A 13,571-nucleotide genomic window follows, 5' to 3' on the forward strand; every position below is an offset into this window, starting at 1 on the left:
AGACCGAGCATCCGCCGTTCGCGGCCCGGCTCGCGTCCGAGTGGCCGCCGCGTCCGCGACGAAGTCGCCAGCGGCGGTCGCTCGGACGCGAGCCATAAGGGGGCCGCGAACACGCCGCGACGAAGTCGCGGCCAATATCACGGCACGTAGCGCCGCAACCGCCTTGCCGCGAATTCCCGGAAGTACGACAGTTTTTCGGCCGGAACGATGGCCGGGAGCAGGAAGTACCAGGCGCGTTCCATCCGGACCGCCATCTGGTCGATGGATTCGGTGCCGACGGCGATGATGTGCACGCCCGCGGCCATCTCCTGCCACAGCAGGCCGATGACCTCCGCGTCCAGGTCGGCGATCAGGTCGCCCTGGGCGATAGCCCGCTCGGCGAGCAGCCGGTAGGTGTCGCCCCAGTTCTTGGCGATGTTGTCGCCTTGGGCGCCGCGGTAGTCGCCGATCTGGTGGTTGAGCTTCAGCATCGCGCCGACCATCGGGTCGTTCATCGATAGATCGGCGACGACATAGGTGATGCCGATGCACGCCTCCAGCGCGGGCACCCTGGGATCGAAGAAGCCCTGACACGAGCTGGTGAGCCGCTCGTTGCCCTGGTCGACCACGGCGCGCGCCAGCTCTTCCTTGGAGCCGAAGTGAAAATACAAGGCGCCCTTGGTCACGTTGGACTGCGCGATGATCTCGCTCAGGCTCGCGTTCGCATACCCCAAGCGCAGAAAGACATCGGCAGCGCCTGCCAGGACGGAGTCGCGGGTGATCTCCGCGCGCGCTTGCCTAGCCATCAGATCCGCCTGTCATCCCAAAAACCAGCCATCCTGAAGTAGACCGACATCCCGAAGTTGACCGACTTACCGCCCGAACAGCACCCAAAGGATGGGTGAACCGTACCACCAGGCGCGCGCCCGGCAGCCAATTCGAGCATTCGGCGAGACCCGCCGCGCAATTTGCTGGTTAACAATCCGGGTCACTCACCGGCGCCCGCGCGCCATTCCGAACTCAGCTGCGGATCGGCCTCGAGATGGCTCAGCCCGTTCCAGCACAGGTTCACCAAGTGGGCCGCCACAACCTCTTTCGACGGTTTGCGCTCGTCCAGCCACCAGGTCGCGGCGGTGGCGACCTGCCCGACGAGCGCCTGCGCGTACAAGGTCGACAGACTGGTGTCGAACCCGCGCCGCTCGAAATCCCCGGCCAGGATGTGCGCCACCTGATTGGTCGCCTCGTTGAGCAAACTGGAGTACCTGCCCTCGGCGGCGGCGGCGGGCTGATCGCGCACCAGAATTCGAAACCCGTCAGTACGTTCTTCGATATAGGTCAGCAGCGCCAGCGCGACCTGTTCGAGCCGGATGCGCGAGCGGTTGCGGGTGAGCGAGGAGGTGATCATGTCCAGCAGCATGGACATCTCCCGATCGACGACGACCGCGTACAGCCCTTCTTTGCCGCCGAAGTGTTCGTACACCACGGGTTTGGAGACCTGGGCGCGTTGCGCGATCTCCTCGATGGAGGTCGCGTCGTAACCGCGTTCGGCGAACAGCGCGCGCCCGATCTCGATCAGCTGCTGACGCCGCTGGGTGCCGGTCATCCGCGGCCGGGACACTCGATGCGACTCACCCGAAGACACCCCTGCTCCTCCGCCCTTCCCGCGTTGTTGCCGGTTGTGAGTGCCGCGACGGTCCCTCCGAGCCGACAGTCGCAGCCGGGGCCCGGCGGATTGCCCTCGTGCGTGCCGAGTCAGCCGTCGCATCGGCTCCGACGCACGACACCGACATTCGGATACCACTGTCCCAGACCGGTCGGCGGTCCGCCTCTCCGGGGCTCGCGCAGATCGCCTCTGCGCGCAGACCGCCTCTCCGTGTATTCCGGCAGACCGCCTCGCCGCGTATTGCGGGCCGTACCAGGTGGCGAGCGCGCGATTCGCGTGCAGGTCCTGCGTGAGGTGCCGCTCGGCTTTCGGACGTTCCGGTGAGTTACCCATGTCCGAGCGGAATCAGGGGGTCACCTGACGGATCGGTTGATTGCCGGAATCCAGCCGTCGAGCGCCCGGCTGTGGTCGCCGCAAGCAGTGCTCGGCGGGCAGCGCTCGGCCGGCGGCTGCGGCGACCGACCAGCGTGGGGCGAGCTCCGCCGGAGTCGGCGGTCTCCGGCGATCCGCGATCCGAGCTGCCCGGTCGGAGGACGCCGGCGCTCCTCCGCTGGTCGGGCGCGAATACCAGATGCGACGCGGAGAACAATTCGCGGGGAGGCGGCCGAGTATGCGAGGATTCATCCCGTGCCGTGGCACACCGGCGGGGGTTTCGCCAACCGCCGATGTGGCAATCCGCCGTGGTGTAATGGCAGCACATCTGATTTTGGTTCAGAGAGTTCAGGTTCGAGTCCTGGCGGCGGAGCTCGAGAGCACGATGACTTATCGTTGGCCCGCACATCGCTGACCAAGCACGACGACGCCCAGCACGAGGACAGGCAGCCGAGGGAGATCCATGCCACAGCAGACCGCCGTCGTCGTTCTCGCAGCCGGTGCCGGGACACGAATGCGGTCGAAGACCCCCAAGGTCCTGCATTCGCTGGCCGGACGGAGCATGCTCGCGCACGCGCTGCATGCGGCGAACGAGATCGACCCCGCGTACCTCATCACCGTGGTGGGGCACGATCGCGAACAGGTCGGCGCGGCGGTGGCCGCGGTGGCCGACGACCTCGCCAGGGAGATCACCCCGGCGATCCAGGAACAGCAGCTCGGCACGGGGCACGCGGTGCAGTGCGCGCTGGCCGCCCTTCCGGTGGGCTTCACCGGCGACGTGCTGGTCACCTCCGCCGACGTGCCGCTGCTGGACGGGCACACCTTGGCCGCGCTGCTCGACGAGCACCGCAGCTACGCCGAACGCCCCGCGGTCACCGTGCTGACCTTCGTGCCGCCGGACCCCAACGGCTACGGCCGCATCGTCCGCGACGCGGAAGGCCAGCTCGCCGAGATCGTCGAGCACGCCGACGCCACCCCGGAACAGGCCGCGATCACCGAGGTCAATTCCGGCGTGTACGCGTTCGACGCCGCGGTGCTGCGCACCATGATCAGCCGCCTCTCCACCGCCAACGCCCAGCACGAGCTGTACCTGACCGACGTGCTGCGCCTGGCCAGGGAAGCCGGTCACCCCGTGCACGGCGCGCGCTTGGTCGACGCGGCCAAGGTCACCGGGGTCAACGACCGGGTGCAGCTGGCCTCGGCGGCCCGCACGCTCAACCGCTACATCCTGGAACGTCACATGCGCGCGGGCATCACGATCATGGATCCGGCTTCCACCTGGGTGGACGCCAGCGTGCGCATCGGCAGGGACGCGGTGATCCGGCCCGGCGTGCAGCTGCTCGGCAACACGGTTGTCGGCGAGGACGCGGAGGTCGGGCCGGACAGCACGCTCACCGACGTGATCGTCGGCGACGGGGCGAAGGTCGTCCGCACCCACGGCGAGGGCGCCACCATCGGCCCGAAGGCCACCATCGGCCCGTTCGCCTACCTGCGTCCCGGCACCATCGTGGGCGACGCGGGCAAGCTCGGCGCGTTCGTCGAGACCAAGAACGCCTCGATCGGCGCGCATTCGAAGGTCCCGCACCTGACCTACGTCGGCGACGCCACCATCGGCGAGTACAGCAACATCGGCGCGTCCAGCGTCTTCGTCAACTACGACGGCGTCAGCAAGCACCACACCGTAGTCGGGTCGCACGTGCGCACCGGCAGCGACACCATGTTCGTCGCGCCGGTGACGGTGGGTGACGGGGCCTATACGGCGGCGGGTACTGTACTGCGCAGAAACGTTCCGCCCGGAGCTCTCGCGGTGTCCGGTGGACCGCAGAAGAACATCGAGGGCTGGGTGCAGCGACACCGTCCAGGGACGGACGCGGCGCGCGCGGCGGCGGAAGCCATCGCGGCCAAGGAGATGTCGGGTCAGGCAATAGAGCAAAAGGATGGCAATCAGCAGTGACCGCGTCATGGATCGACAACCAGAAGAACCTGATGCTCTTCTCGGGACGCGCCCATCCTGAGCTGGCCGAGCAGGTCGCCAAGGAACTCGACGTCCACGTCACCCCGCAGGTCGCGCGAGACTTCGCCAACGGCGAGATCTTCGTCCGGTTCGAGGAGTCGGTGCGCGGCTCCGACGCCTTCGTCCTGCAGAGCTTCCCCGCTCCGCTGAACCAGTGGCTGATGGAACAGCTCATCATGATCGACGCGCTCAAGCGCGGCTCGGCCAAGCGGATCACCGCGGTGCTGCCGTTCTACCCGTACGCCCGCCAGGACAAGAAGCACCGCGGCCGCGAACCCATCTCGGCCCGACTGGTCGCCGACCTGCTGAAGACCGCGGGCGCCAACCGGATCATCACCGTCGACCTGCACACCGACCAGATCCAGGGCTTCTTCGACGGCCCGGTCGACCACATGCACGCGCAGGTGCAGCTGGCGGAGTACGTCCGCACCAACTACAGCCTCGAGCACATCACCGTCGTCTCCCCCGACTCCGGCCGGGTGCGCGTCGCCGAGAAGTGGGCCGACTCGCTGGGCGGCTCGCCGCTGGCCTTCATCCACAAGACCCGCGACCCGCTGGTGCCCAACCAGGTCAAGTCCAACCGCGTGGTCGGCGAGGTCGAGGGCCGCACCTGCATCCTGATCGACGACATGATCGACACCGGCGGCACCATCGCGGGCGCGGTCAAGGTGCTCAAGGACGCGGGCGCGGGTGACGTGGTCATCGCCGCGACCCACGGCGTGCTGAGCGAGCCGGCCGCCGAGCGCCTCGCCAACTGCGGCGCCAAGGAGGTCGTGGTGACCAACACCCTGCCGCTGACCGAGGAGAAGAAGTTCCCGCAGCTGACCGTGCTCTCCATCGCGCCGCTGCTGGCCCGCACCATCCGCGAGGTCTTCGAAAACGGCTCGGTGACCGGTCTTTTCAACGGCAACGCATAGGACTCCTAGCGCGCGAACGGCGGCTCCGGCTTCGGCCGGGGCCGCCGTTTTCGTGGCCGCGTTAGCCCAGGCGAGCAATGGGGATACCGAGGGTATGAACCGTGACCCGTTGGAGACCGACATGGGCGACGACGACCAGGACGACGAGATCCGCGAGTACCGGCGCAACATCGAGGATCCGCCCGACGACCTGCGCATTCGCTACCACGAGGACGAGGACGACGGCGCGATCGGCATCGAGGACGAGCTGGATCAGGAGTGGACGGCCCGTGACACGCGCGCCGAGGACCAAGCGGACGACCGGTCCGCCGAGGTGGCCGCGATCGAGATCGTCGACGACGATGACCTCTGAGCCCGCTCCGTTCCCGACGCGCCTGTAGCAATCGGCTATGGCCGGGCGTTCGCCGTGGTAGGCATAGGTTGCGTGACCGGGACGACACGAGGAGGGTGCGATGAGCACGCCGAAGGATCCGGACCACACCGACGACGAGCAACGGCCGCCGGCGTCGTCATCGGAGCCGACCAGGGAGACCTCCGGTGACAAGCCCGCCGAGCCCGCGACCGGCGCCGGGCAGCCCACCGAGCACGATCCCGCCGCCGCACGACCGCAGGAGCACGAGCCGGGCGCGGCCGATCAATGGTGGCAGTCCGGCGGCCCGGCGTCCACCGGACCGCTGGGCGGCCAGTGGGGCGCCGAGCCCAGCGGCCAACCCGCCGAACCCCGCCCGTGGGGCGCCAACGGCGGTGGTGAACAGCAGTCGTGGGGCGCCGAGCCCGCCGCGCCCGGGACGCCCTCGTCGGCTTTCGAGCCGCAGTCGCCGGCCGACGAACCGACGAACCGGTTCACGCCGGACGAGCACGCGGAGTACGGGTCGGGCGGACAACCGCCCTATCCGCCGACCGGGCAGCCGCAGTACCCGCCGGGTGGTGGCTACGGCTATCCGGCGTCCGGCCCACAGCAGCCGCAGTACGGGTACCCGCCCTATCCGCCGCAGGGATACGAGCCCTACGGCACCCCGCCGAAGCAGCCGGGCAGCCAGGTGTACTCGATCATCGGATTCGTCTGCGCGATCACCGCGGTGCTGTTCTGCCCGATCCTGTTCGGTCCGGCCGGGATAATCCTCGGGTTGATCGGACGCAACAAGGGCGAATCGCTCGGCAAATGGGCAGCGATCGCGGCGGCCGTCGGGATGGTGATCGGCCTCATCGTGGGATTCGCGGTGTTCGGCGGAGACATCACCACGTAGGTTTTCGGTATGCGTCAATCGGGTGACATCAGCGCGGCGGGTGTGCGGGCATGACCGGATTCGCGGGTTTTCCGCTGGCTGGGCTGGACTTCTACGAGGACCTGGAGGCCGACAACTCCAAGGCGTTCTGGACCGCGCACAAGAAGATCTACGACGAGTCGGTGCTCGCGCCCATGAAGGCGCTCGTCGCGGAGCTGGAGCCGGACTTCGGGACGGCCAAGATCTTCCGGCCCTACCGCGACGTGCGCTTCGCCAAGGACAAATCCCCGTACAAGACCGCGCAGGGCGCTGTGGTGCGCGCCGCGGCGGGAGTCGGCTGGTACGTCCAGATCAACGCCGCGGGCCTGTTCGTCGGCGGCGGTTTCTACCAGGGCTCGCCCGAGCAACTCGCGCAGCTGCGCGCCACCATCGATGACGAGGTGCGCGGACCCGAGCTGGCGGCGATCCTGGCGGACCTCACCGACGCGGGCTTCACGATCGGCGGCGAGAAGCTGAAGACCAAACCCAAGGGATACGACGCCGACCACCCCCGCATCGACCTGCTGCGGCACAAGTCCATCACGTGCGGCCGGGAATTCGGCGCGCCCGCCTGGCTGGACACGCCGCGCACCGCGAAGGAGGTGCGCGCCGCCTGGGAGACGATGCGGCCGCTGGTCGAGTGGCTCGGCGCGGTGGTCGGCGGCGCTCCATCGTGGTGAGCGCCGCCGGGAGGTCCGCGGTCAGCGCCGCCCGGCGAGCAGCAGTGCGAAGCGATCGTCCGGATCGGTCCACACGTGTCCGGTGGCGAAGCCAGCGGCGGCGAGTTCGGCCGCGAGGCTGTCGACCCGGAACTTGGCGGAGATCTCGGTGCGCATCTGTTCGCCGCGGCCGAAGCGCACGGTGAGGCCGAGTTCGCCGACCGTGACGGTCATGTCCTCGCCCGCCTCCAGCCGCATTTCGATCCACTCCCGTTCGGCGTCCCAGACCGCGACATGCCGGAATTTCTCCGGCGCGAAGTCGGCGCGCAGGCGAGCGTTCAGCACATGCAGCACGTTCCGGTTGAACTCGGCCGTGACGCCAGCGGCGTCGTCGTAGGCGGGAACGAGTACCGCCGGGTCGGTGACCAGCCCGGCGCCGAGCAGCAGTTGCTCCCCCGGCTCGAGCACGTCGTGGATCCTGCTGAGGAATTCCGCCCGTTCCTCGGGGACGAGGTTGCCGATGGTGCCGCCGAGGAACGCGATCATCCGGCGTCCGCCGCGCGGCAGATTGTCCAGTGTGTCGGTGAAATCGCTGACCACACCGTGCACCCCGAGGCCGGGGAATTCGACCGCGACCTGATCGGCGGCCGCGCGCAGCGCCGTGGAGGAGACATCCTGCGGCACATACTTCTTCAACGGACCGCGCGCGCTCAGAGCGGTCAGCAGCAGGCGGGTCTTCGCCGCCGAGCCCGCGCCGAGTTCGACCAGCACCTCGGCCTGGGCGGCGTCGGCGATCTCGTCGACCACCCGCTCGAGCAGCGCGCGCTCGGTGCGCGTCGGGTAGTACTCGGGCAGCTCGGTGATGCGCTCGAACAGCTCGCTGCCCTTGGCGTCGTAGAACCACTTGGGCGGCAACCATTTCGGGTTCGAGGTCAGGCCGAGCTCGGCGTCCGAGCGCAGCGCGGTGTTCAGGTCGTCTTCGGTCAGGTGGATGTCCAGCGTGACTGCGGTCATGGCACCGGCCTTTCAGAGGAGGGGGTCGACGGACAGCACACCGGGCTTGGCGCTCACCAGGCTGCGGTCCGGGATCGACTGCCAGCGGGGGTCGTCGTCGAACGGTTCGGAGGACACCAGGGCGAAATCATCGGTGACCAGCACCGACAAAGAGTGGTGGCAGGTGGTCGCCCACAGTTGCGCACCATCGGAGAGCAGGAGGTTCAGGCGCGCTTGCGGCTCCCGGTCGAGGATCGCGGACACGAGCAGCCGCAGCGCCGCCGGAGCCGCCGACCACTCGCCGTCGGGTGCTCCGGTGGACAGCAGATCGCACAGCAGCACCCAGAGCGTGGCCGCGTCGGTGGCCGATTCCGCCTCCAGCAGCCGCGCCGGAGTGAACAGGTCCGCGGCGCCGAGTTCGCTCGCAACCACGGCGAACTCGGCCGCCACGCCGGTGAGGGTGCGCCGCCAGTCGGGCACCACGCCGTTGTGGCTGAACGCCCAGCGGTCCCGGGTGAACGGCGCGCACGCCGATCGCTCGACCGGCATGCCGACCGTGGCCGAGCGCACCGCCGCCAGCACCGCGGCCGACTCCAGTTGCGGCAGTACCTCCTCCACGGCCGGGTCGGTCCAGATCGGCGCGGCGTTGCGGTAACGGCTGGCGGTGACCGTGTCGTGTTCCGAGCCGCGCCACCAGGCGACGCCGAAACCGTCGGCGTTGATGGTGCCGCCGTGCCGCATGTCGCGCGGCGCCCACGCCTGGGTGCGCAGTGAATGGGAACCGAGGGTCACCATGTCACCCACCCGCACCGGAGGGCCGACGTAGCCCAGGTGTCTACACATCCGCACCCGCCGTCGCCGGGCGCGGGCCGACCACCACGCACCATCGCCCGGCGCGACCGGCGTCGCTCACTCCCCTTCTCCCGGTCGCAGATCGCGCGCCAGGCGGAATCCGGCGAAGATCTGGCGGCGGATGGGGTGGTCCCAGTTGCGGAAGGTGCCGCGGCAGGCCACCGGATCGGTGCCGAACGAACCGCCGCGCAACACGCGGTAGTCACCGCCGAAGAACACCTCGGAGTACTCCCGGTACGGGAACGCGCGGAACCCCGGGTACGCCTCGAAACCCGAAGCGGTCCATTCCCACACGTCCCCGATCAGCTGGTGCACGCCCGCGGGCGACGCACCGGCCGGATAGGCGCCGACCTCGGCGGGTTCCAGGTGCCGCTGCCCCAGGTTCGCGGTGGCGTCATCGGGATCGGCGTCGCCCCAAGGGAATCGGCGCGACGCGCCGGTGGCCGGATCGAATCTGGCCGCCTTCTCCCATTCCGCTTCGGTGGGCAGGCGCTTGCCCGCCCAGTTCGCGTAGGCCTCGGCCTCGAACCAGCACACGTGCACGACCGGCTGCCGAGGACGCAGCGGGGTCATCACCCCGAAAACCCGCCGCCACCAGCGCCCCGACGGATCGCGCTCCCAGAACTGCGGCGCGACCAGACCCGCCTCGACGCGATGCGCCCAGCCGCGCTCGGACCAGAGTTCGGGGCGCTCGTAGCCGCCGTCGTCGACGAAGGCGAGGTACTGCTCATTGGTCACCGGCGCGGCGTCGATCGCGAAACCGGCCACCTGGACCGGATGGGCGGGGCGCTCGTTGTCCAGCGCCCACGGGTCGGTCGAGGTGCCCATGGTGAACTCCCCCGCCGGGATGACGACTTCCCCGCCGACCGTCGCCGCGGCGGACGGCGCGTCCGCCGCGGAGAGCACGGCGGCGCCCGTGCGCAACTGGTGGGTGGCCAGCATGGTCTCGTCGTGCTGCTGCTCGTGCTGGGCGATCATGCCGAAGGCGAATCCGCCGTCGATGAGCGGACGGCCGCGCAGGTCGCTGCGCTCGAGCACGTCGAAGACCTTGTCGCGCACGGTGCCGACATAGTCGCGCGCCTGGGCGGGATCGAGCAGTGGCAGCGCGGGCCGGTTCGCGCGAGCGTGTTTGAAGGCGTCGTAGAGTTCGTCGATGTCGGAACGCACCGGTTCGCGTCCGCCGACGTCGCGCACGAGCCAGAGTTCCTCCTGATTGCCGATGTGCGCCAGATCCCACACCAGTGGGCTCATCAGCCGGGAATGCTGGGCCACGAGTTCGGCTTCGTCGAGGCAGTCGGTCAGCGTGAGAGTTCGCTGCCTGGCGCGGGTGAGAACGTCGGCGATCCGGTCCCTGAGCTGTTCGGTGCCGGAGTTGTCGGTGGGGGCGGGATGGAAAGTGGTCACGGGAAACGTCTCCGAGATTCGTGCTGATCGGCGTCGGCGCGGCCGGCTTCGGTGCGGCCGCCGATGGGGCGCACGCCGGTCCGGTGGACCGGGTCGCCATCGGGAAAGCGCGGCTTCACGCTGGTCACGTGACGGCCTCCGGAGGCTGCGGATCGAGGTCGTGCTCGGTGGTGTCCTCGGTCGGCGTGCGACCACGGCGACATCGTTCGGCGGCGGATGCGACGGCGCGCGCCGCCTCGTCGGTCGCGGTGTGCTCGGCCGCGAGGCGCAGCAGCGCGACGGCGCAGGCCCGGATGTCCGGATCGGCCAATCCGTAGCGGGCGGCATCGACCCAGCGCCCGGCCTGCGGCGCCGCGATCGAGGTCGCCTCCGCGACCACCGAGGGGCTGGACATGAGCGCGTCGAACACCTGCACCGGAACGGTCCACGCGTCACCGGGCTGCGCGTCGATGTAGCGGACCTCGAGGTGGCCGGACGCGCGCACCGGCGGAAACAGCGTGGTGAGGTGGTAGTCGAGATCGCCGGTATCGGGGCGGCGGCCCACCTCGTCGTCCAGCGCGCCGCACAGCCAGTCCGCGAAGGTGGCCCCCGGCGGCGCCGACCACTCCGCGCCGTCGCCGCATTCCCCTTCGCCGCCGGGCCCGCGCACGCACAGCAGCGGCACGTCCAGCGCCCATCTGCCATACGCGGCCACCGGGTCGGTCCAGTCCAGCACCGGCGGACGGGTGCGCGTGTTGTCCAGCCGCAGCCAGGCTCGCATGCGCTGGGAGGCCCACGACCCCGGCGGCGCGCCACGCAGGGCGGGTGAACAGGCGAAGGCGGCCAGCAGCGCGGGGCCGACGGCGTACAGGGCGGTCCACCGCGCGGTGACCTCCGCGCGATCGGCGCCCGCGTCGACGCTGACCTGGGTGGCCGCGGTATTGCACATCATCAGCTTGCCGAACGGCCCGATGCCGCTGAAGGAGCGCTCCATCGCGCGATAGCGCGGCAGCTGAAGCAAGCGTTTGGGACGGCGGTCCGCGTCGGCGGCGACGGAAACGGTGCGGATGGACCGGGATTGGAGAAGTTCCCGCAACAGGCGGGCATCGTCGCCCAGGCGATCACACAGCTGGGCGGCAGCGTCGTAGGGAGCGCTGGAGAGTTCGATCTGACCCCCGGGTTCCAGAGTGACCCGGCTGCCCCCGGGCAACGTGAGCGCCTGCGAATCAGGGGCGATGGACCGTGGTGCGTACGGTCCGAGTGCGTCCGCCAACGCGGACAGCTGGGGGCGGGGAGCCGCCGAAGGACCCGACGCCGAACACTCACCCTGCACCGTGAGCCATTCGAGTTCGGCGCCGATCAGCGCGGGTGGCCCGAGCTTGAAGCACACTCCGCCGATATAGGCTTCCGCCGCCGCGCGGGAGGACAGTTCCCCCTGCTCGGTGGCACAACCGGCCGACTCAGGACTCTCGAGCGTGACCGCCATGCCAACCTCCAGTGGGCGTCGGGACGTTGTCCGCTGTTCTTGGTTATCGCCATTCGGCGCGGTGGTATTCCACTCCCCGGCCGGAATTCCGATGCGGCGATCCATCCAGCGTAGCCATGGCGACCGACAAGAAACCGACATGAAGCCGAACAATTCACCCGATAAGGTCGGCTCCATGCTGGATGACGCCCGCGTACGAGCCGACACTCCCGGATGCTCATCCGGGCCGGAACCCGGACCCGTTTTCCTCGACAGCGCCGGATCGTCGCTGCCGCCTCGGGTCGTCACCGACACCGTCGTCGCGCATCTGCGGCGCGAAGCGGAGATCGGTGGCTACCGCGCCGCGAACGAGCGGCTCGACGACCTCGCCGACGTCAAGACCGCGATCGGTGCGCTGATCAACGCCGAGCCGGAAAGCATCGCGCTCAGCGACAGCGCCACCCGGTCCTGGGCGGACTTCTTCTACTCGGTCCCGCTCGCGCCGGGCGACCGCATCCTGGTCTCCGAGGCGGACTACGCCAGCAATGCCATCGCCGCCCTGCAGCGCGCCCGCGCCACCGGCGCCACGGTGGAGAGGATCCCCAGCGACGGCAGCGGGCAGATCGACCTCGACGCCCTGGCCGCGCTGGTCGACGAACGGGTCAAGCTGGTCTCGGTGCTGCACGCGCCGACCAACGGCGGACTGGTCAACCCGGCCGCCGAGGCGACCAGGATCGCGCACTCGGTCGGCTCGCTGGTGCTGCTGGACGCCTGTCAGTCCGCCGGGCAGCTGCCCTTGGACGTGGCCGAGCTGGGTGTGGACGCCCTGTCGGCCACGGGCCGCAAGTGGCTGCGTGGCCCGCGCGGCACCGGTTTCCTGTATGTGCGGCCGGAGTTGGCGCGTTCGATGCAACCAGGACGGCTCGACCTGCACAGCGCGGAATGGACCGGCCCGCACGACTACCGGCTCGCGCCGGACGCCAGTCGCTTCGAGTTCTGGGAATGCGACGTCGCCGCCCGCCTCGGCCTCGGCGCCGCCGTGCGCTATCTGCTCGAGCTGGGCCCGGAGAACGTCTACGCCGCGATCGCGGCCCGCGCCGAGCACCTGCGCAAGGCGCTGCCGGAGATTCCCGGCGTCACCGTGCGCGATCTCGGCATCCGGCACAGCGGCATCGTGTCGTTCACCGTCGACGGCGTGGAGCCCGTCGCGGTGCGCGACCGGCTGCTGGCGCAGGACATCACCGTCACGGTCAGTCACGCGAGTTCCACCCTGCTCGACATGACCGGCCGCGGCCTCGCCTCCGTCGTGCGCGCCTCGCCGCACTGCTTCGTCGGTTTCGACGAACTCGACCGCTTCGTCGACGCGGTGGCGCGGCTGCGAGCCTGAGCCGCCGGGAACCTCAGGCCAGGTGCACGGCCAGTGCCCTGGCCACCAGAGCCGCGGCGTCCGCTTCCGGATCGACCAAACGCAGGCTGCGATTGGCCCGGGCGGTGGCGATTCCGTGCACATTGGTCCACAGGGCGATCGCACGGTGGCGCGGGTCGATCGCGCTCGATCCCGCCGCCGCGCCGACCAGCTCGGCGAACCGCGCGAACAGCGGCAGGCTGACCGACCGCAGATTCTCGCCGGAGCCTTCGAGCAGGTCGTGGCGGAACATCAAGGTGAACATCTCCGGCCGCCGCGCCGCGAACTCGATGTACTCGGCGCTCATCCCGGCGAGACGGTCGCGCGCCGCCCCGGCGTCCACCGCGGCGAACCGGTCCGCGAGGTCGGCGAACCCGCGCGCGGCGATGGCGGCCAGCAGTGCGCGATGGGTGGGGAAATACCGCCGCGGCGCACCATGTGAAACGCCCGCGGCCCTGGTGATCGCCCGCAGTCCCAGCCCGGCGGCGCCGACCTCTTCGAGCAGATCGACGCCGACGTCGACCAGTCGATCTCGCAGCGACTCGCTCTCGGCCATGTGGACATTGTCCACAGCTGCCGCCGCGCCACCGCACCCGGGCGTAGA

Annotated in this window: 13 protein-coding genes and 1 tRNA gene; 7 read left to right on the top strand and 7 right to left on the bottom strand. The window is 69.8% G+C overall.

Annotated elements, in window-relative coordinates; translation table 11 throughout:
• Nucleotides 1-137: 137 nt before the first annotated feature.
• Complete coding sequence (locus ACWDMM_RS06640) at nt 138-785, bottom strand: TetR/AcrR family transcriptional regulator (RefSeq protein WP_067795276.1); 648 nt, start codon at nt 783-785, stop codon at nt 138-140.
• Between the two features lie 182 nt (nt 786-967).
• Entirely contained in the window at nt 968-1,582 is a 615-nt protein-coding gene (locus ACWDMM_RS06645) for a TetR/AcrR family transcriptional regulator (protein ID WP_067795280.1), read from the bottom strand.
• A 734-nt stretch (nt 1,583-2,316) separates the two neighbouring features.
• Between ACWDMM_RS06645 and ACWDMM_RS06650 the strand changes: the two genes are divergently transcribed.
• The 6 genes from ACWDMM_RS06650 to ACWDMM_RS06675 all read left to right on the top strand — a co-directional run bounded on the left by ACWDMM_RS06650 (nt 2,317) and on the right by ACWDMM_RS06675 (nt 6,890).
• Nucleotides 2,317-2,387: transfer RNA gene (locus ACWDMM_RS06650), tRNA-Gln, on the top strand.
• Between the two features lie 90 nt (nt 2,388-2,477).
• Nucleotides 2,478-3,968: a bifunctional UDP-N-acetylglucosamine diphosphorylase/glucosamine-1-phosphate N-acetyltransferase GlmU gene (gene glmU / locus ACWDMM_RS06655; protein WP_195082481.1), complete on the top strand. Its 1,491-nt coding sequence runs from the start codon at nt 2,478-2,480 to the stop codon at nt 3,966-3,968.
• Nucleotides 3,965-4,945: a ribose-phosphate diphosphokinase gene (locus tag ACWDMM_RS06660; RefSeq protein ID WP_195082480.1), complete on the top strand. Its 981-nt coding sequence runs from the start codon at nt 3,965-3,967 to the stop codon at nt 4,943-4,945. Before glmU ends, ACWDMM_RS06660 begins: the two co-directional genes overlap by 4 nt.
• Nucleotides 4,946-5,039: 94 nt before the next feature.
• The gene (locus tag ACWDMM_RS06665) at nt 5,040-5,297 is read left to right on the top strand and encodes a hypothetical protein (protein WP_195082479.1); all 258 of its coding nucleotides are present in this window, start codon (nt 5,040-5,042) and stop codon (nt 5,295-5,297) included.
• A gap of 100 nt (nt 5,298-5,397) precedes the next feature.
• Nucleotides 5,398-6,192: a hypothetical protein gene (locus ACWDMM_RS06670; RefSeq protein WP_195082478.1), complete on the top strand. Its 795-nt coding sequence runs from the start codon at nt 5,398-5,400 to the stop codon at nt 6,190-6,192.
• Nucleotides 6,193-6,242: 50 nt separating this feature from the next.
• Entirely contained in the window at nt 6,243-6,890 is a 648-nt protein-coding gene (locus ACWDMM_RS06675; protein ID WP_195082477.1) for a DUF2461 domain-containing protein, read from the top strand.
• A gap of 21 nt (nt 6,891-6,911) precedes the next feature.
• Here the strand turns inward: ACWDMM_RS06675 and egtD are convergent, their stop codons facing one another.
• From egtD to egtA, 4 genes are all read right to left on the bottom strand, one after another.
• On the bottom strand, nt 6,912-7,883 hold the full coding sequence (gene egtD / locus ACWDMM_RS06680; RefSeq protein ID WP_195082476.1) for an L-histidine N(alpha)-methyltransferase: 972 nt from the start codon (nt 7,881-7,883) through the stop codon (nt 6,912-6,914).
• 12 nt (nt 7,884-7,895) lie between these two features.
• Nucleotides 7,896-8,705 carry an ergothioneine biosynthesis protein EgtC gene (gene egtC, locus ACWDMM_RS06685; RefSeq protein ID WP_195082475.1) on the bottom strand — a complete coding sequence of 270 codons (810 nt, stop codon included), beginning with the start codon at nt 8,703-8,705 and terminating at the stop codon, nt 7,896-7,898.
• A 66-nt stretch (nt 8,706-8,771) separates the two neighbouring features.
• Nucleotides 8,772-10,118 carry an ergothioneine biosynthesis protein EgtB gene (egtB, locus tag ACWDMM_RS06690; RefSeq protein ID WP_195082474.1) on the bottom strand — a complete coding sequence of 449 codons (1,347 nt, stop codon included), beginning with the start codon at nt 10,116-10,118 and terminating at the stop codon, nt 8,772-8,774.
• Nucleotides 10,119-10,242: 124 nt separating this feature from the next.
• A complete protein-coding gene (gene egtA / locus ACWDMM_RS06695) occupies nt 10,243-11,583 on the bottom strand; it encodes an ergothioneine biosynthesis glutamate--cysteine ligase EgtA (protein WP_195082473.1) in 1,341 nt (446 codons plus the stop codon).
• Between the two features lie 175 nt (nt 11,584-11,758).
• Here egtA and ACWDMM_RS06700 point away from each other — a divergent pair, with 175 nt between their 5' ends.
• Nucleotides 11,759-12,949, top strand: a complete 1,191-nt coding sequence (locus tag ACWDMM_RS06700) for an aminotransferase class V-fold PLP-dependent enzyme (protein WP_195082472.1) — start codon at nt 11,759-11,761, stop codon at nt 12,947-12,949.
• Nucleotides 12,950-12,962: 13 nt separating this feature from the next.
• Here ACWDMM_RS06700 and ACWDMM_RS06705 read toward each other — a convergent pair whose 3' ends face one another.
• Complete coding sequence (locus tag ACWDMM_RS06705; protein WP_195082471.1) at nt 12,963-13,523, bottom strand: TetR/AcrR family transcriptional regulator; 561 nt, start codon at nt 13,521-13,523, stop codon at nt 12,963-12,965.
• Nucleotides 13,524-13,571: the final 48 nt, after the last annotated feature.

It is taken from the genome of Nocardia sp. NPDC003726, from assembly GCF_053586955.1.

Bases quoted from the DNA above. Each gene is read 5' to 3' on its own strand.
- ACWDMM_RS06640 (WP_067795276.1), bottom strand. From the start codon at position 785: ATGGCTAGGCAAGCGCGCGCGGAGATCACCCGCGACTCCGTCCTGGCA.
- ACWDMM_RS06645 (WP_067795280.1), bottom strand. From the start codon at position 1,582: ATGACCGGCACCCAGCGGCGTCAGCAGCTGATCGAGATCGGGCGCGCG.
- glmU (WP_195082481.1), top strand. From the start codon at position 2,478: ATGCCACAGCAGACCGCCGTCGTCGTTCTCGCAGCCGGTGCCGGGACA.
- ACWDMM_RS06665 (WP_195082479.1), top strand. From the start codon at position 5,040: ATGAACCGTGACCCGTTGGAGACCGACATGGGCGACGACGACCAGGAC.
- ACWDMM_RS06670 (WP_195082478.1), top strand. From the start codon at position 5,398: ATGAGCACGCCGAAGGATCCGGACCACACCGACGACGAGCAACGGCCG.
- ACWDMM_RS06675 (WP_195082477.1), top strand. From the start codon at position 6,243: ATGACCGGATTCGCGGGTTTTCCGCTGGCTGGGCTGGACTTCTACGAG.
- egtD (WP_195082476.1), bottom strand. From the start codon at position 7,883: ATGACCGCAGTCACGCTGGACATCCACCTGACCGAAGACGACCTGAAC.
- egtC (WP_195082475.1), bottom strand. From the start codon at position 8,705: ATGTGTAGACACCTGGGCTACGTCGGCCCTCCGGTGCGGGTGGGTGAC.
- egtA (WP_195082473.1), bottom strand. From the start codon at position 11,583: ATGGCGGTCACGCTCGAGAGTCCTGAGTCGGCCGGTTGTGCCACCGAG.
- ACWDMM_RS06700 (WP_195082472.1), top strand. From the start codon at position 11,759: ATGCTGGATGACGCCCGCGTACGAGCCGACACTCCCGGATGCTCATCC.
- ACWDMM_RS06705 (WP_195082471.1), bottom strand. From the start codon at position 13,523: ATGGCCGAGAGCGAGTCGCTGCGAGATCGACTGGTCGACGTCGGCGTC.